This window comes from Nocardia sp. NPDC057353, assembly GCF_042667085.1.
Lineage (GTDB): Bacteria > Actinomycetota > Actinomycetes > Mycobacteriales > Mycobacteriaceae > Nocardia.
This window is the reverse complement of the sequence record NZ_JBHVAK010000045.1, coordinates 33665-59371: the sequence shown is the minus strand read 5'-3', so window position 1 is coordinate 59371 and position 25707 is coordinate 33665. Positions and strand designations below refer to the sequence as shown.

Annotated in this window: 30 protein-coding genes; 25 read left to right on the top strand and 5 right to left on the bottom strand. The window is 70.4% G+C overall.

Translation table 11 applies throughout. The annotated features are described in order from the left end of the window. The 18 genes from ACFUUZ_RS22280 to ACFUUZ_RS22195 form a co-directional block, all read left to right on the top strand. Positions 1-1203: acyl-CoA dehydrogenase family protein (locus tag ACFUUZ_RS22280; protein ID WP_378699153.1), on the top strand; the 1203-nt coding region annotated here is incomplete at its 5' end. 14 nt (positions 1204-1217) lie between these two features. Next, a complete protein-coding gene (locus tag ACFUUZ_RS22275) occupies positions 1218-2282 on the top strand; it encodes an acyl-CoA dehydrogenase family protein (RefSeq protein WP_378699151.1) in 1065 nt (354 codons plus the stop codon). Further along, complete coding sequence (locus ACFUUZ_RS22270) at positions 2267-3439, top strand: acyl-CoA dehydrogenase family protein (protein WP_378699149.1); 1173 nt, start codon at positions 2267-2269, stop codon at positions 3437-3439. Before ACFUUZ_RS22275 ends, ACFUUZ_RS22270 begins: the two co-directional genes overlap by 16 nt. Before the next feature lie 13 nt (positions 3440-3452). Then, positions 3453-4379 carry a bifunctional MaoC family dehydratase N-terminal/OB-fold nucleic acid binding domain-containing protein gene (locus ACFUUZ_RS22265; protein WP_378699147.1) on the top strand — a complete coding sequence of 309 codons (927 nt, stop codon included), beginning with the start codon at positions 3453-3455 and terminating at the stop codon, positions 4377-4379. A gap of 71 nt (positions 4380-4450) precedes the next feature. Beyond that, positions 4451-4846 (top strand): MaoC family dehydratase, encoded by a 396-nt coding sequence (locus ACFUUZ_RS22260; RefSeq protein WP_378699145.1) that lies wholly within the window; start codon positions 4451-4453, stop codon positions 4844-4846. A 73-nt stretch (positions 4847-4919) separates the two neighbouring features. Then, on the top strand, positions 4920-6092 hold the full coding sequence (locus ACFUUZ_RS22255; protein ID WP_378699144.1) for a lipid-transfer protein: 1173 nt from the start codon (positions 4920-4922) through the stop codon (positions 6090-6092). Positions 6093-6194: 102 nt separating this feature from the next. Next, positions 6195-6629: an NUDIX domain-containing protein gene (locus ACFUUZ_RS22250; protein ID WP_378699142.1), complete on the top strand. Its 435-nt coding sequence runs from the start codon at positions 6195-6197 to the stop codon at positions 6627-6629. Between the two features lie 14 nt (positions 6630-6643). Then, entirely contained in the window at positions 6644-7591 is a 948-nt protein-coding gene (gene zapE / locus ACFUUZ_RS22245) for a cell division protein ZapE (protein ID WP_378699140.1), read from the top strand. Between the two features lie 214 nt (positions 7592-7805). After that, entirely contained in the window at positions 7806-8729 is a 924-nt protein-coding gene (locus ACFUUZ_RS22240; protein WP_378699138.1) for a DUF4129 domain-containing protein, read from the top strand. Beyond that, a complete protein-coding gene (locus ACFUUZ_RS22235) occupies positions 8726-9229 on the top strand; it encodes a hypothetical protein (RefSeq protein ID WP_378699136.1) in 504 nt (167 codons plus the stop codon). Before ACFUUZ_RS22240 ends, ACFUUZ_RS22235 begins: the two co-directional genes overlap by 4 nt. Positions 9230-9260: 31 nt before the next feature. Continuing rightward, positions 9261-10223, top strand: coding sequence for an AAA family ATPase (locus ACFUUZ_RS22230; RefSeq protein ID WP_378699134.1), 963 nt, complete (start codon positions 9261-9263; stop codon positions 10221-10223). Continuing rightward, the gene (locus ACFUUZ_RS22225; protein ID WP_378699132.1) at positions 10220-11494 is read left to right on the top strand and encodes a DUF58 domain-containing protein; all 1275 of its coding nucleotides are present in this window, start codon (positions 10220-10222) and stop codon (positions 11492-11494) included. The genes ACFUUZ_RS22230 and ACFUUZ_RS22225 overlap by 4 nt, the downstream gene beginning before the upstream one ends. Then, positions 11491-11988, top strand: coding sequence for a hypothetical protein (locus tag ACFUUZ_RS22220; protein WP_378699131.1), 498 nt, complete (start codon positions 11491-11493; stop codon positions 11986-11988). The genes ACFUUZ_RS22225 and ACFUUZ_RS22220 overlap by 4 nt, the downstream gene beginning before the upstream one ends. Before the next feature lie 124 nt (positions 11989-12112). After that, the gene (locus ACFUUZ_RS22215) at positions 12113-12877 is read left to right on the top strand and encodes a CAAX protease (RefSeq protein ID WP_378699129.1); all 765 of its coding nucleotides are present in this window, start codon (positions 12113-12115) and stop codon (positions 12875-12877) included. A gap of 178 nt (positions 12878-13055) precedes the next feature. After that, complete coding sequence (locus tag ACFUUZ_RS22210) at positions 13056-13442, top strand: DUF4870 domain-containing protein (RefSeq protein WP_378699127.1); 387 nt, start codon at positions 13056-13058, stop codon at positions 13440-13442. 49 nt (positions 13443-13491) lie between these two features. Further along, on the top strand, positions 13492-14226 hold the full coding sequence (gene aat / locus ACFUUZ_RS22205) for a leucyl/phenylalanyl-tRNA--protein transferase (RefSeq protein ID WP_378699125.1): 735 nt from the start codon (positions 13492-13494) through the stop codon (positions 14224-14226). A 43-nt stretch (positions 14227-14269) separates the two neighbouring features. Further along, the gene (locus tag ACFUUZ_RS22200; protein WP_378699122.1) at positions 14270-14530 is read left to right on the top strand and encodes a ribbon-helix-helix domain-containing protein; all 261 of its coding nucleotides are present in this window, start codon (positions 14270-14272) and stop codon (positions 14528-14530) included. After that, the gene (locus tag ACFUUZ_RS22195; protein ID WP_378699120.1) at positions 14527-14766 is read left to right on the top strand and encodes a toxin; all 240 of its coding nucleotides are present in this window, start codon (positions 14527-14529) and stop codon (positions 14764-14766) included. Before ACFUUZ_RS22200 ends, ACFUUZ_RS22195 begins: the two co-directional genes overlap by 4 nt. A 12-nt stretch (positions 14767-14778) precedes the next feature. On the opposite strand, the gene ACFUUZ_RS22190 is transcribed toward ACFUUZ_RS22195, so the two are convergent. Then, a complete protein-coding gene (locus ACFUUZ_RS22190) occupies positions 14779-15150 on the bottom strand; it encodes a winged helix-turn-helix transcriptional regulator (RefSeq protein WP_378699118.1) in 372 nt (123 codons plus the stop codon). 115 nt (positions 15151-15265) lie between these two features. Between ACFUUZ_RS22190 and ACFUUZ_RS22185 the strand changes: the two genes are divergently transcribed. Then, positions 15266-15643, top strand: coding sequence for a RidA family protein (locus ACFUUZ_RS22185; protein WP_378699157.1), 378 nt, complete (start codon positions 15266-15268; stop codon positions 15641-15643). 20 nt (positions 15644-15663) lie between these two features. On the opposite strand, the gene ACFUUZ_RS22180 is transcribed toward ACFUUZ_RS22185, so the two are convergent. From ACFUUZ_RS22180 to kstD, 3 genes are read right to left on the bottom strand one after another with little or no spacing between them, the layout of a single operon-like run. Then, positions 15664-16557 (bottom strand): NAD-dependent epimerase/dehydratase family protein, encoded by an 894-nt coding sequence (locus ACFUUZ_RS22180; RefSeq protein WP_378699116.1) that lies wholly within the window; start codon positions 16555-16557, stop codon positions 15664-15666. 51 nt (positions 16558-16608) lie between these two features. Continuing rightward, complete coding sequence (locus ACFUUZ_RS22175) at positions 16609-17469, bottom strand: MaoC/PaaZ C-terminal domain-containing protein (RefSeq protein WP_378699114.1); 861 nt, start codon at positions 17467-17469, stop codon at positions 16609-16611. Next, a complete protein-coding gene (gene kstD, locus ACFUUZ_RS22170) occupies positions 17469-19208 on the bottom strand; it encodes a 3-oxosteroid 1-dehydrogenase (protein WP_378699112.1) in 1740 nt (579 codons plus the stop codon). Before kstD ends, ACFUUZ_RS22175 begins: the two co-directional genes overlap by 1 nt. A gap of 38 nt (positions 19209-19246) precedes the next feature. On the opposite strand from kstD, the gene ACFUUZ_RS22165 reads away from it, so the two are divergent. From ACFUUZ_RS22165 to ACFUUZ_RS22140, 6 genes are all read left to right on the top strand, one after another. After that, positions 19247-20848, top strand: a complete 1602-nt coding sequence (locus ACFUUZ_RS22165; RefSeq protein ID WP_378699111.1) for an FAD-binding protein — start codon at positions 19247-19249, stop codon at positions 20846-20848. Beyond that, on the top strand, positions 20849-21634 hold the full coding sequence (locus ACFUUZ_RS22160) for a 2-keto-4-pentenoate hydratase (protein ID WP_378699110.1): 786 nt from the start codon (positions 20849-20851) through the stop codon (positions 21632-21634). It begins immediately after the preceding gene. A gap of 262 nt (positions 21635-21896) precedes the next feature. Then, the gene (locus tag ACFUUZ_RS22155; RefSeq protein WP_378699109.1) at positions 21897-22367 is read left to right on the top strand and encodes a hypothetical protein; all 471 of its coding nucleotides are present in this window, start codon (positions 21897-21899) and stop codon (positions 22365-22367) included. Positions 22368-22452: 85 nt separating this feature from the next. Beyond that, positions 22453-22761: a hypothetical protein gene (locus tag ACFUUZ_RS22150; protein WP_378699108.1), complete on the top strand. Its 309-nt coding sequence runs from the start codon at positions 22453-22455 to the stop codon at positions 22759-22761. A gap of 83 nt (positions 22762-22844) precedes the next feature. Further along, entirely contained in the window at positions 22845-23582 is a 738-nt protein-coding gene (locus tag ACFUUZ_RS22145; protein ID WP_378699107.1) for an SDR family oxidoreductase, read from the top strand. Positions 23583-23639: 57 nt separating this feature from the next. Further along, a complete protein-coding gene (locus tag ACFUUZ_RS22140) occupies positions 23640-25109 on the top strand; it encodes an ATP-binding protein (RefSeq protein WP_378699106.1) in 1470 nt (489 codons plus the stop codon). Between the two features lie 5 nt (positions 25110-25114). Here the strand turns inward: ACFUUZ_RS22140 and ACFUUZ_RS22135 are convergent, their stop codons facing one another. Then, the gene (locus tag ACFUUZ_RS22135) at positions 25115-25660 is read right to left on the bottom strand and encodes a YdeI family protein (protein ID WP_378699105.1); all 546 of its coding nucleotides are present in this window, start codon (positions 25658-25660) and stop codon (positions 25115-25117) included. Between the last annotated feature and the right edge of the window lie 47 nt (positions 25661-25707).

Here is a 25707-nt window from a genome sequence, read left to right as displayed (position 1 = left end):
ACCGGTGCCGGCACTGCCACCGGTGCCGGCACTGCCACCGGTGCCGGCACTGCCACCGGTGCCGGCACTGCCACCGGTGCCGGCACTGCCACCGGAGCCGGCGCGGTCGCCGGAGCCGATACGGTCGCCGGGAGCGGCCAGGTAGCCGCCTCCGGCGGCGACCTCGCCGCCGAGGTCGCGGCCATCGCCGCGCTCCCCGCGGCGGAACAGCGCGCCGCACTGGCCGAGGCGGGCATGATCATGCCGCACTGGCCCCGCCCCTACGGCCGCGCCGCCGACCCCATGACCGGCCTGATGATCTCGGAGGAGCTGCGCCGCGCCGGCGTCGACGTCCCCGACCTCACCATCGGCGGCTGGGCCGTCCCCACCCTCCTGCAGCACGGCAGCGAAGAGCAGGTCGAGCGGTTCGCCTGGCCGACCCTGCGCGGCGACGTCCTCTGGTGCCAGCTCTTCAGCGAGCCGGAGGCGGGCTCCGACCTGGCCGCCCTGCGCACCACGGCCAAGCGCACCGACGGCGGCTGGATCCTGCGCGGCCAGAAGGTCTGGACCTCACTCGCCGACAAGGCGAACTGGGCCATCTGCCTGGCCCGCACCGACCCGGATGCCCCCAAGCACAAGGGCATCTCGTACTTCCTGCTGAAGATGGACTCCCCGGGCCTGACGATCCGCCCGCTGGTGCAGATCACCGGCGAGGCCAGGTTCAGCGAGGTCTTCCTGGACGACGTCTTCGTCCCGGACGAGAACCTGGTCGGCGACCTGAACAACGGCTGGAAGATCACCCGCGCCACGCTCGCCGCCGAGCGGGTCGCCATGAGCGGCAGCGGCATCGGCACCGCGCTGGAGGAGCTGGTCGCCAAGCTCCCGGCCACCGGCCCCGGCGCCGAGCTGCGCAACGACAAACTCGGCGCGCTGATCTCGGACGCCATCGCGGGCCTGCTGCTGGAGCAGCACGCCGCCGTGCGCATGCTCACCGGTTCCGACCCCTCGGCGCAGAGCAGTGTGCGCAAACTGGTGGGTGTACGGCATCGCCAGGCGGTCGCGGAGTTCGCGGTCGAGGTGGCGGGCACGGTCGGCGCGCAGGAGACCGCTGAGGTCAAGGAGTTCCTGCTCACCCGGTGCCTGTCCATCGCGGGCGGCACCGAGCAGATCCTGCTGACCGTCGCCGGTGAGCGGATCCTCGGGCTGCCGAGAGAGCAGACGTAGGGACGGGGACGAACGTGGATTTCACCAGGGACGAGAGTCAGGACGCGATCGCCGAGGTGGTCGTGAGCCTGCTGGAGCGCAATGCGCAGCGGGACATGGAGCTGTGGCCGCGGCTCGTGGACTCCGGGCTGCTCGCGGTGCCGCTGCCGGAGAAGCTCGGCGGCGCAGGCATGGGGCTTTCCGAGGTGTCGGTGCTGCTCACCGAGCTCGCCACCGACGCGGTCGCGGTGCCCGCGCTGCCGACGCTCGGCTTCGGCGTCGTGCCGCTGCTGGACGCGCTGCCGGACGAGCTGGCGGAGCGGGTGTTCGGCGCGGTCGCCGAGGGCGCGGTGCTGACCGCCGCGCTCAGCGAGCAGGGCGCGCCGTTCACCGAGACGCCGCAGACCACCGCCGTGCGCGAAGCCGGGTCGGTGACCATCACCGGGCACAAGGTGGCGGTGCCGTACGCGGCGGAGGCGCGCTGGCTGCTGATCCCCACCGACGCCGGGATCGCGCTGGTCGAGGGCGACGCCCCCGGCCTCGAGGTGACGCCGAGCCCGGCCTCCGGCGGCGACCGGGAGGCGACGGTCCGGCTGACCGGCGTCACCGTCCCGGAGGCGCAGCTGCTCGCGCTGCCGCTGCCGGTGCTGCACCGGGCCGCGGTGGCCGCCATCGGCTCGGTCGCCGACGGCCTGCTGCGCGGCGCGCTCGCGCTCACCGCCGAGCACGTCCGGGTGCGGCACCAGTTCGGCAGGCCGCTGGCCCAGTTCCAGGCGGTGGCCCAGCAGATCGCCGATCTGTACGTGGTCTCGCGGACCGTCGGCGCCGCCGCGCAGTCCGCGAACTGGGCACTCGCCCAGGACGATTCGAGCCCGGAGCACCTGGAGCGGATCGACGACGACCTCGAGGTGCTCGCGTACACGGTCGCGTCCGAGCTGCCCGCCGCCATGCAGAAGTGTCACCACCTGCACGGCGGGCTCGGCGTGGACATCACCCACCCCATGCACCGCTACTACTCACAGGCCAAGGACCTCGCCCGGCGACTGGGCGGCGCGTCCTTCCGACTCGATCGATTGGGGGCCAGATGTACATCGACCTGACCATCGAGCAACGCAGGCTGCGCGCCGAGCTGCGCGCGTACTTCGCCGACCTGGTGACGCCGGAGGAGCACGCCGAGATGTCGGTGAACCGGCACGGCGACGCCTACCGCGCCGTCGTGCGCCGGATGGGCCGGGACGGCAGGCTCGGGGTCGGCTGGCCCAAGGAGTACGGCGGCGGCGGCTTCGGCGCCGTCGAGCAGCAGATCTTCTACAACGAGGCGGTCCGCGCCGATGTGCCCCTGCCGCTCGTCACCCTGCTCACCGTCGGCCCGACGCTGCAGAGCTACGGCACCGAGGAGCAGAAGCGGAAGTTCCTGCCCGGCATCCTCTCCGGCGACATCCACTTCGCCATCGGCTACTCCGAGCCGGACGCGGGCACCGACCTCGCGGCGCTGCGCACCAGCGCGGTCCGCGACGAGGCCACCGGCGACTGGGTGGTGAACGGCCAGAAGGTCTACACCACCGGCGCGCACGAGGCCGACTACGTCTGGCTGGCCGCCCGCACCGGCAGCGCCGAATCGCGGCACCGCGGCATCACCATCCTGATCGTCGACACCACCGACCCCGGCTACTCGTGGACGCCGATCATCACCAGCGACGGCGCGCACCACACCAACGCCACCTACTTCGACAATGTCCGGGTCCCGGCCGGGATGCTGGTCGGCGAGGTGGATCGGGGCTGGCGGCTGATCACCACCCAGCTCAACCACGAGCGGGTCGGGCTCGGCCCCTCCGGCAAGATCGAGCAGCTCTACGACCGGGTGTACTCCTGGGCGCGGCCGCGCGGCGTGCTGGAGAAGCCGGACGTGCAGCGCTCGCTGGGCCGGATGCACGCCATGGTTCGGCTCAACGAACTGCTGAACTGGCAGGTCGCCGCGGCCGCCGAGCGCGCGGACGCGGACCCCAACGACGTCATCGCCGACGCCTCCGCCACCAAGGTGTACTCCACCGAGGCGCTGCAGGAGGCGGGCAGGCTGGCCGAGGAGATCGTCGGCGGCTACGGCGACCCGGCCGAGCCCGCCACCGCCGAGCTGCTCACCTGGCTGGACCGGCGGACCAAGCAGAACCTGGTGGTGACCTTCGGCGGCGGCGTCAACGAGGTCATGCGCGAACTCGTCGCCTCCTCGGGGCTGAAACTGCCCCGGGTACCCCGGTAACGGAAGGACTGTCGTGAGCACACCGGAAGGGATCCGGGACGCCGCCGAGGAGATTCGAGCCAGGGGCGAATCCGCGCCGCGGGCCGGGCGCGACCCGGTGAACCAGCCCATGATCAACAACTGGGTCGAGGCGCTCGGCGACCGCAACCCGATCTACGTCGACGACGCGGCCGCGCGCGCCGCCGGGCACCCCGGCATCGTCGCCCCGCCCGCCATGGCCCAGGTCTGGACCATGCTCGGGCTCAATGGCGACCGCCCCGCCGACGACCCGATGCACGCCACCAACGAGCTGCTCGACGCCGCGGGCTTCACCTCCGTCGTCGCCACCAACTGCGAGCAGACCTACCACCGCTACCTGGTCCCCGGCGAGCAGGTGACCGTCACCAGCAGGCTGGACGAGGTGGTCGGCCCCAAGCGCACCGGGCTCGGCGACGGCTGGTTCCTCACCTACACCATCACGTGGCGGGTCGGTGACGAGGTGGTCACCGAAATGCTCTGGCGGCTGCTGAAATTCGCCCCGGGCACGGCGAAACCAGCCGTGGACAAGGGGCAGCGGGTCAAGCCGCTGGTCTCGCACGACACCGAGTTCTTCTGGGACGGAACGAAGGCCGGGGAGCTGCGGATCCAGCGCAAGCCGGACGGCACCCTGCAGCACCCGCCGATCCCGGCCATCTGGCAGGACAAGTCCGAACCGACCGACTACGTCGTGGCGAGCGGCCGCGGCACGGTGTTCAGCTATGTCGTGCACCACGCGCCCAAGGTGCCCGGCCGCGCGCTGCCCTTCGTGGTGGCGCTGGTGGAACTGGAGGAGGGGGTGCGGATGCTCGGCGAACTGCGCGGCATCGAACCGGATCAGGTGACGGTGGACCTGAAAGTCGAGGTCGGGTTCGAGCAACTCGACGACGACACCGTGCTCCCGTTCTGGCAGGTGCGCGCATGAGCGAGTCAGGCCCGGAGGCGGGAGCGGAGCGTAGCCACGGAGGGCCCTCGCTCATGCGCAGTGGACACAGCATGAGCGTCGAGGTCGGCACCGTGCTGCCGGAGCTGGCGATTCACGCCGACCCCACCTTCGTGATCAGCACCGCGCTGGCGACCCGCGATTTCCAGGACGTGCACCACGACCGGGACAAGGCGGTCGCCCGCGGCTCCAAGGACATCTTCGTCAATATCCTCACCGACACGGGTTTGGTGCAGCGCTTCGTCACCGACTGGGCCGGGCCGACGGCGATCGTGCGCTCCATCAAGCTGCGGCTCGGCGTCCCGCTGTACGCGGGCGACACCCTCACCCTGCGCGGCGAGGTCACCGCGGTGGACGGCGACGACGTGCACCTCGCGGTGACCGGCAGCGACTCCCTCGGCGACCACATCACGGCGAAAGTCGTCATCACGAAGGGGAATTCGGCATGAGCGAGTCAGGCCCGGAGGCGGGAGCGCAGCGTAGCCACGGAGGGCCCTCGCTCATGTCACGAGAGGACACAGCATGAGCGGACTGTCCGGCAAGGCCGCGATCGCCGGGATCGGCGCCACCGACTTCTCCAAGGAGTCCGGGCGCAGCGAGCTCCGGCTGGCCGCCGAGGCGGTGACCGCGGCGCTCGCCGACGCCGGACTCACCCCCGCCGACGTGGACGGCCTCACCACCTTCACCATGGACACCAACCTGCAGGTGGCGGTGGCGCGGGCGGTCGGCATCCCACAGCTCACCTTCTTCAGCCACATCGGCTACGGCGGCGGCGCGGCCTGCGCCACCGTGCAGCAGGCGGCCATGGCGGTGGCGACCGGGGTCGCCGACGTGGTGGTGGCGTACCGGGCGTTCAACGAGCGCTCGGTGTCGCGGTTCGGGCAGTTCTCCGCCTCGCTGGCGGCGGCGCCGACCTCGTCCGGGATCGACGCCGGGTGGTCCTACCCGCACGGGCTCGGGACCCCGGCGGCGCAGGTGGCGATGGTGGCTCGTCGGTACATGCACGTGTACGGGGCCACCAGCGCGGACCTCGGGCGGGTCGCGGTGGCCGACCGCAAGCACGCCGCGGTGAACCCGAACGCCTTCTTCCACGGCAAGCCGATCACGCTCGACGACCACCAGAACTCGCGCTGGATCGCCGAGCCGCTGCACCTGCTGGACTGCTGCCAGGAGTCGGACGGCGGGGTCGCGCTGGTGATCGTCAGCGCCGAGCGGGCGAAGGAGCTGCCCAACCCGGCCGCGGTGATCACCGCCGCCGCCCAGGGCAGCGGCGCCGACCAGTACGTCATGACCAGCTACTACCGCGACGCGCTCACCGGCCTCCCGGAGATGGGGCTGGTCGGCGACCAGCTCTGGGCACAGAGCGGGCTGCGCCCGGACGACATCCAGACGGCGGTCCTCTACGACCACTTCACGCCGTTCGTGCTCATGCAGCTCGAGGAGCTGGGGTTCTGCGGGCGCGGCGAGGCGCGGGAGTTCATCGCGGACGGTGCCATCGAGCTCGGCGGGCGGTTGCCGCTGAACACGCACGGCGGGCAGTTGGGGGAGGCGTACATCCACGGGATGAACGGCATCGCCGAAGCGGTCAGACAGTTGCGCGGCTCCTCGGTGAACCAGGTGCCGGACGTTCGGAACGTCCTGGTGACGGCGGGTACCGGCGTCCCGACGTCAGGGCTGATTCTCAGCGCGGCGTGAACTCGGTCGGGCTGCTCACCGGCGGCCCGACCTGCAGCGGCGCGTGCTCCGCCGGCACGCTGGATCCGGCGCACCCATCCCGCGCCGGAGAGGAGCGCCGCCGTGATCACCCGGCACGTTGTCGATGTGCACGCCCTGCTCACCAGGCAGGACGAGATCCTGCTGAGCCTGCGCCGCAGCGGCGACGAGTTCGACGCCCGCTGGCACCTGCCCGCGGGCAAGCTGGAGGCGGGCGAACCGGCCGCGCTCGGCGCGGTGCGGGAGGCGCGCGAGGAGGTCGGGGTCGAGATCGATCCCGGCACCCTGCGCCTCGTGCACACCGCCCACGTCACCGCCCCGAACCGGGACTCCCGGCTCGGCCTGTTCTTCCACACCGAGCACTGGTCCGGCACCCCGGAGAACCGCGAACCGGACCGCTGCTACGAACTCCGCTGGTTCCCGCTCGACGCCCTCCCCGCCGACCTCATCCGCTACCCGGCACTCGGCATCGACGGCTGGCGCACCGGCACCCCGTACAGCGAGTTCGGTTGGCCCTGATACAACCGGGGTCGATGCCCGATCCGACACTCGACCCCGCACAGCAGGCCGCCGCGGCCGCCCTCGACGCCCTGCTGGACCGCCGCGGCCGCGTGCGCAGACCCGGCGGCCCCCGCCCGGCAGGCGTCTACCTGCACGGCCGCCCCGGCCGCGGCAAGACCATGCTCATGGACCGCTTCTTCACCGCCACCACCTCGAAACACAAGGCCCGGCTGCACTTCCACCGCTTCTTCGCCGACCTGAGCGCCGCCGTCCGGATCACCGGCTCCATGCGCACCGCCGTCGACATGGTGGTCGGCGACGTCGCCCTGCTCTGCTTCGACGAGTTCCAGGTGGACGACATCGGCGACGGCATGCTCATCGCCCGCCTGCTCGACGTCCTGATCGCCCGCCGCGTCCTGGTAATCGTCACAGCCAACCAGGCGCCGGCCGAGCTGCTGCCGAACCCGATTTTCCACGAGCAGTTCGAGCCCACCATCGCGCTCATCACCGAGCGCTTCACCGTCCTCCCGGTGGACGGACCGCGCGACTACCGGGCCTGCGGCGAGCGGGCCGCGGGCGGTTTCGCGGGCGGCACCTACCGGATCACCGGGGTCGTGCCCGCCCTGCCGCCACCGGGCCGCCCGGTGCGCCGCGCCCTCCGCCCGGTCCCCGCGGGCGACGGCGTCGCCCTGCCCTTCACCGCGGTCTGCGGCGACGCCGGGGCCGCCGGAGACTATTTGGCCCTGGTCGCGGCGCATCCCCGGATCACGCTCACCGGCGTGCCCCCGCTGCGCCTGGTCCCGCCGTCCTGGACGGCCCGGCTGGTCACCTTCGTCGATGTCATGCACGACGCGGGCGCGCACCTGACCGTCGAGGCGACCGTCCCGCCCGCCGAGCTCGCCGCAGGCACCACCCCGATCCCCGGCCTGGCCCGCATGCTCAGCAGGCTCGCCGAACTGAAACCTGTTCCATCCTCCTGAGACAGCGGAGTGAGATTCCACAGGAGACCGCGGTGCGGTTTGTGGCTGAACCCGACCAGTCCGCAAGATCGCTGGTGAGAGCGCTTTGTGAGCCATCCGGATGTCACCGATTCGGACTCGAGCGGACCACCCGCCATGTAACTATGTGGGCGAATTCGGTGTGATCGGGGTTGGTGAACTGAACGTGGCAAGGGCGGGCGCGCCGGTCGCACGCGTGGTCGTATCGATCGCGCTGCTCTGCTGTGCCGTCGTCGCGCTCCGCGGCCACCTGCCCGGCGCCGAGGCCGCGCGCCCGCCGGAGCCCGCCGCGCCGTCGGCGCTCACCCTCGCGCTCATGCCGGTGCTGCTCACCGTCTCGGTGGTGATCCTGACCGCGGGCGTGATCGCCTCCAGGCACCGGCTGCCGCTCGCGGTGCCGGAGCCGGAGCGCGCGGAGGAGCGGGAGCTCGGCAAGCTCGGCCCGATCGGGGTGCTGGTGGTCGCCGGGCTGGCGCTGCTCGCCATGGCGCTCGCGGTGGGGTCGGTGGCCTACCTGCTCCGGGCCACCGCGCCGGCGGAGGAGCCGGGGGAGGTGACGCTGCCGCCGTCGCCGACCGGCACCGCCCCGCTCACCACCGACGCCCCGCCCCCCGATCCGGGCGCGGCCCCGCTCGGCCTGGACGGCACCGCGCTGCTGCTCACCGCGGTCACCGCCGCCGTACTGCTCGGCGCCGCGCTGCTCGGCCTGCTGGTGGTGCTCTTCTCCGGCCCGAGCACCCGCAGGCGGGTGGTCACCGCGCCGCCGGAGCCGGAGACCCCGAGCCAGATCGACACGCTGGCCCGCGCCGCCGAGATGGGGCTGGCCGCCATGAACGCGCCGGGCCAGGACGCCCGCACCGCCATCATCGCCTGCTACGTCGCCATGGAGCGCGGCCTCTCCGCCGACCGCGCCGCCGCGCCGCTCGCCTCCGACACCCCCATGGAGGTGCTGGCGCGCGCCTTCGAGCACGGCGCGCTGCGCGACGCCTCGGCGCGCGAGCTGGTCGCCATGTTCGAGGAGGCGCGGTTCAGCCCGCACTCCATGCTGGAGTGGCAGCGCATGCGCGCCGAGCAGCTGCTCCGGGTCGTGCTCGCCGATCTGCAGGGGGAGATGGCATGAACCGCGCAGGTGTGGTGGCGGCGGGCGCGGTGGCCGTGCTCTTCGTCGAGCTGATCGCCTTCCGGGTGGCGCGCGAGCTGGCGCTGATCGTCGCCGCGGTGCCGCTCGCGCTGGTGCTCTGGATGCTGGCCCGCTGGTGGCTGGGCGAGCGCGCGCCGTTCAGCGAGCCGGACCTCCCGCCGGACGACATGGAGAACGGCCCGGCCGAGATGCTGGAGCGCTGGCACGCGCGGGCGAGCGTGCTCGCCGACCGCGCCGACGGGACCAGGGCCGACTGGGACAAGCACCTGCGTCCCATGCTGGCGAAGGAGTTCGAACTCTCCACCGGGCTGCGGATCGCCAAGAACCGGAGAGCCACCGAGGCTGCGGGGTTGTTGCAGTTCGGGCCGGAGCTGTGGCGGTGGGTGGACCCGACCGATTCGGCGACTCGCGACCACACCGGTCGCGCGCCAGGCCGGGCGGCGCTGGACGAGATCCTGCGCCGATTGCAGCGGTTGTGACAATGGGGTCGAGGGAAATGCGGGTGTTCACATGACCATGCCGATGGACGCTACCGTCCACCGCAGCGAGGCCATCCTCCGCGAGATGTCGCGGGTGGTGGTGGGTAAACGCGAGGAGTTGCAGCTGATCCTGGTGGCTGTGCTCGCGGGCGGCCACGTCCTGATCGAGGACCTGCCCGGCCTGGGCAAGACGCTCATCGCCAGATCGTTCGCCGCCGCGCTGGGGCTGAACTTCACCCGGGTGCAGTTCACCCCCGACCTGCTCCCCGCCGACCTGCTCGGCTCCACCATCTACGATATGAACACCGGCCGCTTCAACTTCCGCCGCGGGCCGATCTTCACCAATATGCTGCTCGCCGACGAGATCAACCGCACCCCGCCCAAGACGCAGGCGGCGCTGCTCGAGGCGATGGCCGAGGGGCAGGTGAGCATCGACGGCGAGACCTTCCCGCTGCCCGACCCGTTCATCGTGCTCGCCACCGACAACCCCATCGAGTACGAGGGCACCTACCCGCTGCCCGAGGCCCAACTGGACCGGTTCGCCATCCAGCTGCGGCTCGGCTACCTCTCCGAGCACGACGAGACGCAGATGATCCGGCGGCGGCTGGAGCGCGGCGCGGTGCCGCCGCAGGTCGGGCAGGTCGTCGACGCCCAGGGGCTGCTGGAGATGCGGCAGTCGGTGGAGTACGTGACCGTGCACCCCGACGTGGTCAGCTACGTCGTGGCGCTGGCCGCCGCCACCCGGGCGCATCCCCAGGTCGAGGTGGGCGCCAGCCCGCGCGCCGAGCTGGACCTGGTGCAGATGTCGCGGTCGCGCGCGCTGCTGCTCGGCCGCGACTACGTGATCCCCGAGGACGTCAAGGCGCTGGCCGTGCCCGCCATGGCGCACCGGATCACGCTGCGGCCGGAGATGTGGGTGCGGCGGATCCGCGGCGAGGATGTGATCTCGGAGTTGCTGCGCCGGCTTCCGGTGCCCCGCGCCACGAACTCATGAGGCATCGGGAGGCGGGCGCCACCGTCGAGGCGGAGCTGAAGTGGCGGCCTGCTCCGCTGGTCTTTATGCTGCTCGCGGTCGCCGGGGTCGCGCTGCTGCTAGCGCTGGTGGTGCAGCGCTGGCAGCTGGTGGTTTTCGTCGCGCCGATGATCGGGGTGTTGGTCACCGCGCCGTGGCAGCAGTCGCGGACCCGGATCCAGGTGGACGGGTCCGGGACGCTGCGCTGCTTCGAGACCGAGGAGGTGGTCTTCGAGGTCGCCGCCTTCGTCGACGACGGGCACGCGCTGCTCCGGATGACGCCGGAGCCGCTGGACGGGCTGGCCATCCACGTCGAGGAGAGTTCGGATTCCGGGCTCGCGCCCGCGGGGTTGAAGTTGGCGCTCTCCGCGCAGCGGTGGGGGCGGTACCCGGCGGCTGTTCGCGTCTCCGCGCTGAGCCCCGCCGGGCTCGCCGTCGCCACCGCCGTCCTGCCCGCCGGGCAGCTGTACGTGTACCCGATCACCGACCCGCAGCGGCTCACGCTGCCGCGCACCGAGTTGCCGGAGCGGCTCGGGGTGCACCTGACCCGCAAGCACGGGCCCGGCGTCGAGTACGCCGATATCCGCGCCTACGCGCCCGGCGACCAGCTGCGGCTGGTCAACTGGCCGGTCAGCGCGCGGCGCGGCAGGCTCTACGTGACCGAGCGGTACACGAACCGCTCCGCCGACGTGGTCGTCCTGGTCGATACCTCCCAGCAGGCCCCGGGCCCCGCCACCGACTCCATGGAGCTCTCCGTGCGCGGCGCCGCCCAGGTCGTGCAGTCCACCCTGCAGGCAGGCGACCGCACCGCCGTCGTCTGCCTCGGCGAGACCCCGCGCTGGCTGCGCCCCGATATCGGCCGCCGCCAGTTCTACCGCATCGTCGACACCGTGCTCGACGTCGGCGACGAGCACATCCCCACCACCGGCACCCTCGCCCCGCACGCCGCCGTCCCCCTCGGCGCGATCATCGTCGCCTTCTCCACCCTGCTCGACACCCAGTTCGCGCTCGCCCTGATCGACCTGCGCAAACGCGGTCACGTCGTGATCGTGGTCGACGTCCTGCGCGGCACCCCGTTCCGCGCCGGGCTCGATCCGACGCTCGGCAAGATGTGGCAGCTGGAGCGCACCGCTATGTACCGCGACATGGGGACGGTCGGCGTCGATATCGTCGGCTGGCCGGAGGACGCGCGGCTCGACCAGGTGATGAAGCTGATCCCCGAGCACCGCCGGATGATTCGAGCCCGCCGATGAAACGCTTCCTCGCCGCGCTCTCCGGGGTGTTGCTCGCCGTCTCCGTCGCGACGGTCGAGCCGTGGCTCGCTCTTGCTGTCCTGCTCCTGGCCGCAGTCGGCCTGTGGTTCCGGATCGCCGCCGTCTGCGCGGTCCTCGTGGTAGTCGGGTTGGTAGCCGTCGCCGACGTCGACCTGGTCGTCTGCACCGCCGCCGGTCTGGTCGCCACCACCTACCTGCTCAACAGCGCGACCGTCACCGCGCCGGCAGGCGTCGTCCCCACCACCATCCCCTCGGTCGTCGCGGCGCTGTTCTTCGCCGGCTGCGCGGTCGCCGTAGCGAGCGTCCCCCTCGACCTCCCCTACGCCCCCCTCGCCGCCCCGGTCCTGATCCTGATCCTCTGCGCCCTCGTCCTGCTCGGAGTAGCGGTGCGCCGCAACGGTTCCCGCCCCGAACCCGCCTCGCCTCCGGCTCCAGAGCCGAGCCCGATCCCTGCCACCGACGTCGAGCCGTGATCGTCGCATGCATGTCTGGCCCTGGTAGACTGACCTTGTCAGCCCCAGGGCCTTCCGCTACTGCTTCAGTAGGCCGCCCCCTGGGGCACTTTCATGTTCAGGGGTTTCTGCTCGAGGGGGAGTAGTGGGACCGGAGGATCTGCGGCTCGATGCCGTCCTGTCGTCCGCGCGCCATGCCAAGTATCTGGCCGCCGCGAACGCGGACGCAGGCCGAGCCGCGCGGCTGTTCGCCTGGAACTGCCGACTGTCGGCCGCCTACTGGCCGAGTATCGCGCTCGTGGAAATGGCCGTACGCAACACGATCAATACCCGGTTGTGCGCCTCTCTCGGCGTCGCTCCTGCCACCGGATGGCACGTCGATGCGCTCGGTGACCGGCCTCGCCTCCACCTGTTGGACAAGGATTTGGACAAGGTGCGCTCCGCCATCGATGCTTTCGCTCGGCGCCGCGGCAGGCGGCCGACGGTTCCGACGGGTGACGATGTCGTCGGTGGAACCAGTCTCGGCCTCTGGGTAGCCCTCTGCGGCGAGGGCATCCCCCGGCACAGCACCCTGGACTACCACCGCTCGCTGTGGCGAGGCAGAAAACTCTGGCTGGCCTTCCCGAACTATGCGAAGTGGCTGTCGGAGCGAGGGGAGCGGAAGGTCGACCCCGCCGACAATCCGGGTCCGCTGCGCGGGGCGTTGCGCGACTTCGAATTTCTTCGCAACCGGATCGCCCACCACGAGCCGATCTATTCTCTGTCGCACGCCTACCACCGCGACAATATCGGCGAGCTGGCCGGCCTCATAGATCCCGCCCTGCGCGCCTATATCGCTAGCTCGGAGCAGGTGACATCCGTTTGTGCGGACTACCAGGAGTCCGTTCTCGCAGGCGATCGAACTCGGTAGGTAATACCCGATGCCCACCCTCTACCTGATCATCTGCGCCGCGTGCGCGCTCGCCGCTCTCCGGCAGGCAGCTCCGGCCTCCTTCGCTTCCCCGCCACCGAATGGACCCACCCCGTGACCAGCGGAGAGTTCTGAAACCTGGGATCGGTAGGCGCCGCCCCCGGCATCTACTTACGGCATGACATCTTCACAGCTCCCCCAGAACAACCCGCAGACCGGCCTGGACAAGAAGACCAGCGCGATCCTCTCCTACGCCCTCGGCTGGCTCACCGGAATCGTCTTCCTCGTCCTGGGCAAGAACGACCCCGACGTCCGCTTCCACGCCGCGCAGTCGATCGTGTTCTTCGGCGCGGTCTCGGTGCTCAATATCGCCCTGAGCATCGTCGGCTCGCTCCTCGGAACCGTGGGGATCATCTTCAGCCTGGCCGGCTTCGCCCTCTCGGTCTGCACCGCGGTCGTCTGGGTCATGTCCATGCTCCAGGCGAACAAGACCGGCGGCGTCCGCGCGGAAATGCCCCTCGTCGGAAAGTTCGTCGCCCCCTACGCCGATCGGCTGGCCGGCTAGGCCGATCGACAGCAGGAAGCTCCGCGCCGAGGTCGGTAGCGTCTCACCGGTGGACGCTACCGACCTGATGCGGATGTACCTGGCCGACCCGGACCAGCCGTTCCCACCTGTCGAACTCGCGGACCCCTCCGGGCTGATCGCCTTCGGCGGGGACCTCTCCCCACAGCGACTGCTGAGCGCCTACTCCGCGGGCATCTTCCCCTGGTACAACCCCGGCGAGATCATCCACTGGTACTGCCCGGACCCCCGCAGCATCCTGATACCGACCGACCTGCGCGTCACCAAGTCGTACCGCCGAGCCGTCGAGAAAGCCGACTACGCGGTGACCATGAACCGCGCGTTCGCCGAGGTGATGGCGCACTGCGGCGAACCGCGCGGCGGCGACGACGGAACCTGGATCGGCTCGGACATGCTCGCCGCCTACCTCCGGCTGCACCACCTCGGCCACGCGCACTCGGTCGAGGTGTGGCGGGATGGCGAGCTGGTCGGCGGCCTCTACGGCGTCGCCCGCGGCCGCTCCTTCGCAGGCGAATCCATGTTCTCCCGGGCCCGCGACGCCTCCAAGATCGCGCTCTACTGGCTCTGCGCCCAGCTCACCGCCTGGGACTTCCCTCTCATCGACTGCCAGATCGCCTCCGGCCACCTCACCTCCCTCGGCGCCATCGAACTCTCCCGCGCCGACTACCTGGCCCTGCACACGAGCGCCGCCGCCCGCCCCGGCCCGCCCGGCCCCTGGCAGTTCGACATCCCGGTCCCCACCTCGCCCAACCATCTTCCGGTCTGAACGGGTACCGCCGTGAGCAAAATTTCGTATTACACTAATAGTTATGGCTGACGAGACGATCAACGGTGAACCCGTCACCGACGAGGTGATCCAGGGCTGGGCTGACGAGGCCGAAGCCGGATACGACACCGAGAAGCTACGCAAGCGCGGACGACCGACGGTCGGCGACGGGCCGGGAGTCGTGGTGCCTGTGCGGATGGACGCGGCTTTGCTGCGGGCGTTGACCGCGCGCGCCGAGCAGGAGCATGTCTCCAGGTCGGAGGCGATTCGAGAAGCAGTGCGGGCCTGGACCCAGGTCGCGTGAAGGCACACAAGTCAGCTCTGAAGCACGGAATAAGTGCAGACGACGGTCTCTACGCCGCGCAGCGCCACGTTTATGTCGCCGACCTCGACGATGACAATCCCGCGCGCCAGTTTCGGTTGGGGTTCGACCGGAACGGTCGACTTCTGGAATTGGTGGTCTTGCGCTTCGACAGCGGCGGGGAACTCCTCATTCACGCGATGAAGGCCCGGCCGCAATATTTCGACCTTCTTCCCTGATTGCCCGACCACCTACCCCGGTAGCTCCTCGACGGTGTCGAACCGATCGCGGGCACGCTCGATATCGGCCATGTGCTCGGTCGCCCAGTGCAGGATCGCGTCGATCGGCGGACGCAGCGTCTTCCCGAGCGGCGTGATCCGATATTCCACCGCTACCGGGCGCGAACTCAGCAGTACCCGCTCGATGATTCCGTTGCGCTCGAGCTTGCGCAGCGTCGCGGTCAGCGATTTCTGCGTGACCGTCGGGATCGCGCGGCGCAGGGTATTGAACCGGCAGGGGCGTTCGCACAGTTCGTTGAGTACCGCCAAGGACCACTTGTCGAGCACCTGATCCAGCAACTCGCGGTGCGGTGTGCTGATTGTGAGCTCGGAGGTATCGGTCATGAAACCACGTTCCCTTGAAGTGTCCTGGACATACCAAGTATCAACAGTATACCTAGTCCGGAAGTGACCCGAGGAGAACAGCGTGCCCGTTATCCGTTCCACCCCCGCAGGCTTGATGCAGCCGACGCCCTATCACCACGTCGCGGTCGGCACCGGCTCGCGGCACGTGCACGTCAGCGGCCAGATAGCCCGGTCGGCCGACGGCACGCCCGTCGCCCCGGGGGATCTGGCCGGTCAGGTGGCACAGGCCCTGCGGAACACCGCGATCGGGTTGACCGGCGCGGGCGCCACCTTCGAGGATGTCCTGCGCCTGACCTTCTACGTGACGCACTGGGCGCCCGAGAAGATCGCCGACTTCAGGGCGGGCGTCGAGCGGGTCGCCGCCGACGTCGGCCTGCCTCTCCCGCTTCCACCCGCCTCGTTGATCGGCGTGGACTACCTGTTCGAGCCGGACGTTCTCGTCGAGGTCGAAGCGACGGCGATAGTCGGCTGAGGCTCGGCGGTCGGCGTCATTCAGCGGAGAGTTCTGTCCTGTGCCGTCCACGCGTCCCGAACGATTTCTTCGAGCTCCGAGCGGCGAGGTGACCACTCCAGCTCCGCCATCGCCCGGGATGGATCGCTGATCGACACCGCAGGCTCCGGCGCCGCCGGGCGGTACTCGAGCGGGACCGGCCGCCCGGTGACGCGCTCCACCGCGGCCACGACATCCTTCACGCTGCTGCCAACCCCGCTCCCGACGGTGTACGTCACCGCCCGCTCGACCTCGGGCAGCCGGTCGACCGCGGTGGCGAAGGCGTCCGCGGCGTCGGCGATGTGGAGGTAGTCGCGGACGGCCGATCCGTCTCCGTTCACCGTGAGAGCAGTCCCGCAGCAGGCGGCGGTGAGCGCGCGGGGGAGGAGGCGGGTGGGGTCGGGGTCGGAACCTCCGGCGACGTTCAGCATCCGCAGGGTGATGGCGGTGAACGATTCGAGCGCCAGTTCGGCGGCGAGCTTGCTGGCGGCATAGGGGTGCGGCGGGGCGGGAGGGAGATCTTCGGTCATCGGCCGGCGCTCGGGGGTGCCGTAGACCGAGCCGGTCGAGGCGAAGACGATGCGGCGGACTCCGGCTGAATCCATGGCGTCGAGCAGTGAAAGCGTCCCGGTCGCGTTGGTACGGAAGTAGCCGAGGGGGTCGGTGAGCGATTCACGGGCACGGGTGCGACCGGCGAGGTGGCACACCGCGTCCACGTCGCGGACGGCTTCCCGGAGTGACGGTGGATCGTGCAGGTCGGCGACTCGGGCCGGACCGGGTTCACCGACCCGGCCCGGCGCCCGAACCATGGGAATGGGTTCATGGCCACGGCCGCGCAGCGCTGCGACGACGGCCCGGCCGACATAGCCGTTCGCTCCGGTCACGAGTACCCGCACCGGGCCATCATGACAAAGGAACGGCTGGTGGGGGCGCTTTCGCGCCCGTGTCTACGCGATCCGCAACTCCACATCGGCCAAAACCGGCGCATCGTCCCGCTCGACGACGGTCACCCCGAGCGTGACCACGTCCCCGGAACGCCAGCCGCGAATCCGCAACGTCTCACCCGGGAAAACCACCCCGGCGAACCGCGCCCGGAACCCGCCGACCTTCGAAACATCGCTCCCGAGAAGCGCATCCGTCGCCGTCTTGCAGGTGATCCCGTATGTGCACAGCCCGTGCAGAATCGGCGCCGGGAACCCGGCGCCCTTGGCGAACGCCGGATCCGAGTGCAGCGGATTGCGATCCCCGCTCATCCGGTACAGCAGCGCCTGCTGCGGCAGAATCGGCACCAGCTCCTCGAAATCCGGAGCGGACGAGGGAATCTCGACCTTGGTCGACGGCCCCCGCTCCCCGCCGAACCCACCCTCGCCCTTGGCGAAGATGGACGACCGATCCGTCCACAGCGGCTCCCCGTCGGACCCGACAATGGTCAGCTCGCGAACGACGACCGCGGCGGACCCCTTGTCCCAGACCTCGGTCACGCGACCGGTGAGCGAGGCCTTCCCCGAGGCCGGGATGGGCCGGTGCAGCACGATCTCCTGGTGCGCGTGCACCACCTTGGCCAGGTCGATATCGACGCCCGGGTAGCTCACGCGCGGCGGCTCGGTCTCGTGCACGGTCGGCGCGACCGCCGCGAAGGTGGGCAGCACCTGCGGGGCGGCGTCGTCCAGGTAGCGCAGCTCGGCCGGGTCGAGCCAGCGCGTGCCCGCGCCGAGCCCCAGGTGGTAGACCTGCACATCCGACGGCGTCCAGGAGAACGACCGTCCGGGCAGTTCGGCGCCGAGCGCGCGTTCGAGATCGATGGGCATCAGCGACCCTCCTTGGCTCTCTGCTCGACAATATCCATAACGGCCAGGTACCCGAAGGTCAACGCCGGGCCGATGGTGGCGCCGGGGCCCGCGTACGTGTGCCCCATGACCGGCGCGCTCACGTTCCCGGAGGCGTACAGCCCCTCGATCACGCTCTGATCCTCGCGCAGCACCCGACCGGCGGTATCGGTGACGACGCCGCCCTTGGTCCCGAGGTCGCCCGGAACCAGGACCACCGCGTAGAACGGCCCCTCCTCGAGCGCGCCGAGGCACGGGTTCGGCTTGATGGTCGGGTCGCCGTAGTACTTGTCGTACGCGCTGTCCCCGCGGTGGAAGTCCTCGTCGACACCGCTGCGAGCGAATCCGTTGAACCGCTCGACGGTCCCGGCCAGTTTGTCGGCGGGCACCCCGATCTTCTCGGCGAGCTCGGCGAGCGTCGGCGCCGACACGATGTAGTCGTTCTCCAACCAGCGCTTGGGAATCCGCTGCCCCGGCTGCAACCCGGCGAAGATGTACCGATTGCGGTACCGCCGGTCGAAGACCAGCCACGCCGGAATGTTCTCGCCCGGCCCTTCGCCCTCGCCGTACTGCCCGCCGTACATGGTGTGCACCGCCTCGACATACGGCGCGGATTCATTGCCGAACCGCTCGCCGCGGTCGTTCACGATGATGCACCCGGGCAGATTCCGCTCGGAGAGGCAGAACCACGGCTTGCCGCCCTTGAAAATGGTCGGCCCCCACCAGGCGTCCGCCATGATGTCGGTATCGGCGCCGAGCTCGATGGCGGCCCGGTGCCCGTCGCCGGTATTGGCGGGCGCGCCGGTGGTCCAGTCGGTGGTGATCGGGGCGCGCTGGTACTTCGCGCGCATCTCCGCATTGTGGTCGAACCCGCCGGTCGCCAGCACCACCCCGCGCTTGGCGGTGAACCGCACCGCCTCCCCGTTCTGCTCGGCGTCGACCCCGACCACCCGGCCGTTCTCCACGACCAGCCCGGTCAGCGGCGTCTCCAGCAGCACCGGCACGTCGGCGTCCATCAGCCCCTTGCGAATGGCGGCGGCCAGCGCCTGGCCCATCCCGAGCAGGTGCTTCCCGGTGAGCCGCGCCCACGTGGTGCGCGCCCCGACCTTCGCCGCCCGCAGCATCCCGCGCGGGTGCCTGCGGATCAGGTTGAGCTGCTTGAAGTCGGCCTGGGTGACGACGACGTTCAGCGGTGCCTTGCTGTAGTTGGGCTCCAGCTTGAAACGCTCGGCGCCGAGCACCTTCGCGTTGAACGGCTTGGGCTCGCAGGAGCGCCCGGCAGCCGTCCCGCCCGGCGCCTCGGGGTAGTAGTCGGAGTACCCGGGCACCCAGGTCATCTTCAGCGGCGTGTGGTCGAGGACGAAGTCGAAGGCCTCGGCGCCGCGGTCGATGTAGGTGTCGATCCGGTCCTTCGGCACCACCTCGCCGATGATGCTGTGCAGGTAGGTCCTGGCCTCCTCGCGGTCGTCCGGGCGCCCGGACGCCTTCAGGGCCTTGTTGCCCGGAATCCACACCCCGCCCCCGGAGCGCGCGGTCGACCCGCCGTAGTGCGCGGCCTTCTCGATGACCACGACGCTGAGTCCGTGGTGTGCCGCGGTGAGGGCCGCGGTCATCCCGGCGGCGCCGCTGCCGACCACCACCACGTCGTATTCCCGATCGCTCATGTAGAACACGTTATAGAATGGTCGCGGCTTTGGTCTATGTTGAGTGGCAGATCGCATGAGAACAGCCGGGTAACTCGTTTCAGTTCGGAGAGCGGATGGTCTGGGATAGCAGTGCCGACGTGGTGGTTGTCGGAGCTGGGGCCGCGGGCGCCGCGGCCGCGCTGGAGGCGGCGGAGGCCGGGGCGCAGGTGCTCGCGCTGGATCGGTTCGCGGGTGGCGGGGCGGCGGCGCTCTCCGGCGGCATCGTCTACGCGGGCGGCGGGACCAGCATCCAGCGCGCGGCGGGAGTCGAGGACGATCCAGCGTGGATGCTCGCCTACCTGCAGCGCGAGGTCGGCGACGTGGTCGCTCCGGAGACGCTGCGCCGATTCGTGGCCGAGAGCCCGGCGCTCATCGACTGGCTGATCGAGCACGGCGTGCCCTTCGACCCCTCGCTCTGCCCCTACAAGACCTCCTACCCCAACGACGACTGGTACCTCTACCACTCCGGCAGCGAGCTCTCCGGTGCCTTCGCCGATATCCCGCCCGCGCAGCGCGGGCACCGGGTGAAGGGGCGCGGGGTGTCGGGGAAGAAGTTCGCCACCGGGCTGCTCGCCTCCATGCGGAAGGCCGGGATCCAGCTCGAGACCTTCACCCGCGCGACGACCCTGCTCACCGACGACACCGGCGCGGTGATCGGCGTCGAGTGCGTGACCATGAACGACGCACCCCGCCGCGTGCGCGACCAGTTCGCGCGGATGGCGGCGCTCGCGGCCAAGCCGGGCATCTACTACCCGCCGCTGCGCAAGGCGCTCGAGCAGCGAATGGCCAGGCTCGAGCAGCGCTACGGCGTCACCAGGAAGGTGCTCGCCCGGCGCGGTGTGATCGTCAGCGCGGGCGGGTTCATCGCCAATCGGGAGATGGTGCTCGAGCACGGCCCGGAGTTCCGGCACGGCCTCGCGCTCGGCACCACCGGCGACGACGGCAGCGGCATTCGGATGGCGCAGGCGGCGGGCGCCGTCACCGCGCACATGGACAATATCTCCGCCTGGCGCTTCCTCCTCCCGCCCAGCGCGTTCGCGGGGGCATTGCTGGTCGACGCGGCGGGCACCCGCGTGATCGACGAGACCCGCTACGGCGCGGCGGTCGGCGGCACACTGGTCCGCGAGCACGGCGGGCTCGGCTGGTTGCTGGCCGACGACGTGGTCGCGCGCCGCGCCTTCGGGCAGATCCACAAGGAAGGCGCCTGGTTCCAGCGCGCCCAGTTCGAGCCGATCCGGCGCCGCGCTGTCAAGGCCACCACCATCGAGGAGGCTGCCAGGAAGGCGGGTATCGACCCGGCCGGGCTGCGCGCCACCGTCGAGGCACACAATGCCGCCATCGCGAACGGCACCCCCGACCCCGTCGGCAAACCCGCCGAATTCCGCGAAACCTGCGCCACCGGCCCGTTCTGGCTGTTCGATGTGGGTATCAAACCCAGCCTGACCAATCCCTGCCCGATGCTCACCCTCGGCGGCGTCGTGGTGAACGAGGAGACCGGAGCCGTGCGCGACCGCGACGGCGCCGACATCCCCGGCCTCTACGCCGCGGGCCGCACCGCCGTCGGGATCTGCTCGCGCTCCTACGTGAGCGGGCTCTCGCTCGCCGACTGCGTCTTCTCCGGGCGCCGCGCCGGGCGGGCGGTGGCCGGGGCGGACATAGCGGAAGGAATCCGATAGGTGCTCTCCGAAGCGGTACGAATCGATTTGGCCGCCGAACTCGCCACCGCCGAGCGCGAACGGGTCGCCATCGACCCGCTGGTCGCCAGGTACCCCGAGATCGACGTGGTCGACGCCTACGAGATCCAGCTGCTGAACATCAGGCACCGGCTGGCCGACGGCGCGAGGGTGGTCGGGCACAAGGTCGGGCTCTCCTCGAAGGCCATGCAGCAGATGATGGGCGTGGACGAGCCGGACTACGGGCACCTGCTCGCCGAGATGGCGGTCTACGAGGACGAGCCGGTGCCCGCCGGGAACTACCTCTTCCCGCGGGTCGAGGTGGAGGTCGGGTTCGTGCTCGGCGCCGACCTGCCCGGGGAGGAGTGCACCGAGGCCGACGTCCTCGCCGCGACCACCGCCTTCGCGCCCGCGATCGAGCTGATCGACTCGCGGATCAAGGACTGGAAGATCGGGCTCTGCGACACCATCTCGGACAATGCCTCGTCCGCCGGGTTCGTGCTCGGGCCGGAGCGGGTCGCGCCCGGGGAGATCGATATCAAGGGCATCGATGCCGTGCTCACCCGGAACGGCGAGGTGGTCGCGGAGGGGCGCAGTGACGCGGTGCTCGGTGATCCGGTGATCGCGGTGGCGTGGCTGGCTCGGAAGGTGGCGAGCTTCGGGGTGCGGTTGAAGGCGGGGGACATCGTGCTGCCCGGGTCGTGCACGCGGGCGATCGACGCTCGACCCGGGGATAGTTTCCTGGCCGAGTTCGCCGGGCTCGGGGCTGTTCGGCTGCGGTTCTCCTAGGTCGGGTCCTGCGGCATGTTCCGCTCACACCCTCGGCGGTCTCGCTGGACACCTCGCCGAGACCTCCGGGGCGCACCAACCCGACGACCCTGCCTGCCCCACCGACTTCTCCGACTACACCTTCGCCTTCCGACTCGAGCAGGACTTGTTGGTGCTGACCATCGGCACTGATTGCGGGGTCACAGGGGAGTTGTCGCCCGCGCGGGCGCAGCAGATCTTCGCCACCATCAGGCATCTGCCATGATCTTGCTAGAATTATGGCATGACAATGTTCCAGGTCAGCGACCTAGCGGGTGCGCGAAGGCGCGAATTCCTCGATGAGGCCAAGCAGGACTCGGCTTCGCTGCGAGATACCGATGGCTCGGTCCTGGTCATGCTCGCGGCTCGTCGGGTGGCGGCCCTGCGCGAGGCGGCCTCGGTAGCGACCTTGCTCTTCGCCGTCGAAGCTGTGCTGGCGCGGACCGACAAACCGACACCGGTCGAACTGGGCGGTCTGGCCTGGCTGGCGGAGTTCGATGCCGACGACCGTGCCGAAGCGCTGTCCGAGATCAGGAATGCCGTCGCGCTCACCGTCGCGTCGGAAGATCCGGCGCCGCTGCGTGAAGTGCTGCACGCCTGGGCGACGACCGCGACGGTCATGCGCGATCCAGCGCGCCGCGCGATCCACACTGCCTCGGCGGACGAGCTCGAGTTCGCTGAGGTCGATGCTCCTCGCCAGGGCGATGATGGCTGAGGGCGATCCGCAACCGGGTGCGTACCGTCCGTTCGTCGCCGCCAGGTCGCCCGGTGGCAGACCGCGGGACAGACCTGGATATCGGGTGCTGGTGCACCGGCAATACCTCGAGGCCTGGAACGAACTCGCCGACCGCGTCGGCCTGACCGCCGCGCGCCAGTTCTGGGACCACGTGTCGGCTACGCCCGGCCGACCTCCGGCGGTGGGCAGCTCGACAGTGCTGCGTGGCAAACACCACGGCCCCAAGTGGCCGGGCTACTCCCGCACCATTCACTACGAGATCAGCGGCGCCGGACGCATCGACTACCAGTACTGCAGCGACACGCAAGAAGGAGCAGCGGGCGATCCCCACGCGGTCGTCAAGATTCTTACCATCGACCTGGGTAGTCACTGAGGTGATGCGGGTCTCACTGCTACCTGTCAGCTTTCCTGGCCCTGCCCGGTCTACCCGGTAACCGACGAGCGAAGGAGCGGGCGATGAGGATTGCGGTGGCAGGCGGGACCGGGACCGTGGGGAAGCCCGTGGTGGAGGTGGTGCGCGAGCGCGGGCACGAGGCAGTGGTGCTGGCTCGATCGACTGGGGTCGACCTGCGCACCGGCGCGGGGCTGGACCTGGCCGGAGTCGACGCGGTCATCGATGTGACCTCGCTGGTCACCCGCTCGGCCGCGGAGGCGACGGAGTTCTTCGAGCAGGTCACCGCGAACCTGCACCGCGCGGAGCAGGCGGCGGGGGTGCGGCACCACGTTCTGCTCGGGATTGTCGGGAGCGATGAGGTGCCGTACGGGTACTACACCGGGAAGATGGCGCAGGAGCGGGCCGTCGAACGAGGGCCGGTGCCGTGGACGCTGCTGCGCGCGACCCAGTTCCACGAGTTCGCCGGGCAGCCGCAGGGTGGGGTGCGGGTCGGCCCGCTGACGCTGGTCCCCGCCATGCGGGTGAACCCGGTCGCCGCGCGCGAAGTCGCGGAACACCTGGTCGACCTCGCCATCGGTGAGCCGAGGGGCCGGGTTCGCGATCTCGGTGGTCCGGAAGAGCTGGAACTGGACGACATGATCCGCCGCTACGCCGCCACCACCGGTCGCGGCGTTCGGGTGCTGCGGTTCCCATTGCCGGGAAAGGCTGGGCGCGCGTTCCGCCGCGGAGCTCTGGTTGCCGGGTCGACTGCTGATCGCGGGAAGCAGACGTTCGAACAGTGGCTGAAAACAGGCGTTTAGCAGGCATTTCGTGAGAGAAGTATACTTATCATAACTGTACTTCTCTCGGAGGGTGCTGTGGAGAAACCAGCCGATGTCTTCGATCGGGACCGTGAGTGGACCGCGCTGAGCCGTTTCGTCACGGACGAGACCAAAGGTGCCTCACTCGGCGTCGTCTCGGGTCGCCGCAGGCAGGGCAAGAGCTTCCTGCTGGAGGCGGTCTGCGAGAGCGCGGGTGGCTTCTACTTCTCGGCGCAGGAAGCCACCGATGCCGAGTCGCTGGCCTCCATCGGGCAGGCGCTGACCCGGCACCTGCGGCCGGTGGTGCCGTTCGCGCCCGCCGACTGGGGGCAGGTGGTAGACGTGCTGCTCCGGATGGGGGAGGAGCGACCCGTCCCAGTGGTCATCGACGAGTTTCCGTACCTGGCTCGGGTGAACCCCGCTCTGCCCTCGATCCTGCAGGGCGCGTACGCCCCGCGGCGTCGCGAGCGCACCTCGTCCCGCACCCGGCTGCTGCTGTGCGGCTCCGCGCTCTCGTTCATGGGGAAACTGCTCTCCGGCAACGCTCCGCTGCGCGGCCGCGCCTCGCTCGAGTTGCCCATCCGCACCCTCGGGTATCGGGAGGCCGCGCGATTCTGGGAGATCGACGACCCGCGGCTGGCTCTGCTCGTGCACGCGGTGGTCGGCGGCACACCCGCGTACCGCACCGAGATGATTCGCTACGACGCCCCGCGCGGCCTCGATGACTTCGACGACTGGGTCGGCCGCGCGATCCTCTCACCGGGCAGCCCGATGTTCCTCGAGGCTCGCTACCTGCTCGCCGAGGAGCCCGACCTCCGCGACGGCGCGATCTACAACTCGGTGCTCAACGCGATCGCCAACGGCAACAGTGGGCGTGGCGGTATCGCCGGCTACGTGGGCCGGAAGTCGAACGAACTCGCCCACCCGCTGACCGTGCTCGAGGATGCGGGCCTGATCACCCGCGAAGTCGACGCCTTCCGCGCCAACCGCACCGACTTCCGAATCGCTGAGCCACTACTCACCTTCTACCACGCGATCATGCGGCCCTTCTGGCCCCAGCTCAGCGCGGCGACGGCCATCGAGCGCATCTGGGAGCGGTCCGAGCACCGCTGGACGAGCAATGTCCTCGGCCCGCACTTCGAGCAGGTGTGCCGGGAGTGGGCGGCGCAGTACGGACACCAGCGGCGGCTGGCGGATCTGCCCGTTCGCGTCTGTGCGGGTACCGTCAACGATCCCGACGAGCGGACGACACACGAGGTGGACGTGGTCGCGATCGGCTACGCCGACGGGAGCAGACCGCCACTGCTCGCACTGGGCGAGGCGAAGTGGAACGACGTCATGGGGCTCGGCCACTTGGATCGGCTTCGGCGCATCCGGGACCTCGTCGGCCGTCAGGGACGCTTCGACACCGAGGCAACTCGTCTGTTCTGCTTCTCCGGGGCCGGATTCACGGACGATCTGGTGCAGGAACAGGGTCGTGGTGAGGTCGAATTGATCGGCCTCGACGAGCTGTACGGCAGAGCGTAGGAAGGTCACGCCGCCAATTCCGCGAGCACCTTCCGCACCTGATTCGCCCGGCCCGCGGCGGACCGCGCCTTGGTCACCCGCAGGGAGAACCCGTAGCGCGCGCTGCGCCCCAGGGCGTCGAAGCGCGCCCGGGCAGCCGGATCACCGTCCAGCGCGGCGACGAGTTCCGGATGTATCTCGCCGCTCCGCTGCGCGGGATACGCCGCCTCCCAGCGCCCATCCGCCCGCGCCGCCTCGATCGCCGCGAACCCGGCCGCCCGCATCCTCCCGGCCGCGATCAGCGCCTCCGCCTTCGCGACGTTCACCGCCGACCACGGGCTCCGCGCCCGCCGCGGGGAGTACCGCTGCAGATAGTGCTCGGCATCCCCGCCTCGCCGGTGACTGTCGATCCACCCGACGCACAGCGCCCCGTCCAACGCCTCGGCCGAGGTGACGCTCGCCCGTCCCGAACCCTTCTTGGCGATCCGCACCCACACCTCGCCTACCCGCTCGTGATTCGCCGCCAGCCAGTGCTCCCATTCGACGGCATCCGCACACTCGATGATCTGCATGCGTCCCATGCTGCCGGAGTAAGTGCTCACCAACTGAGCACTTACCG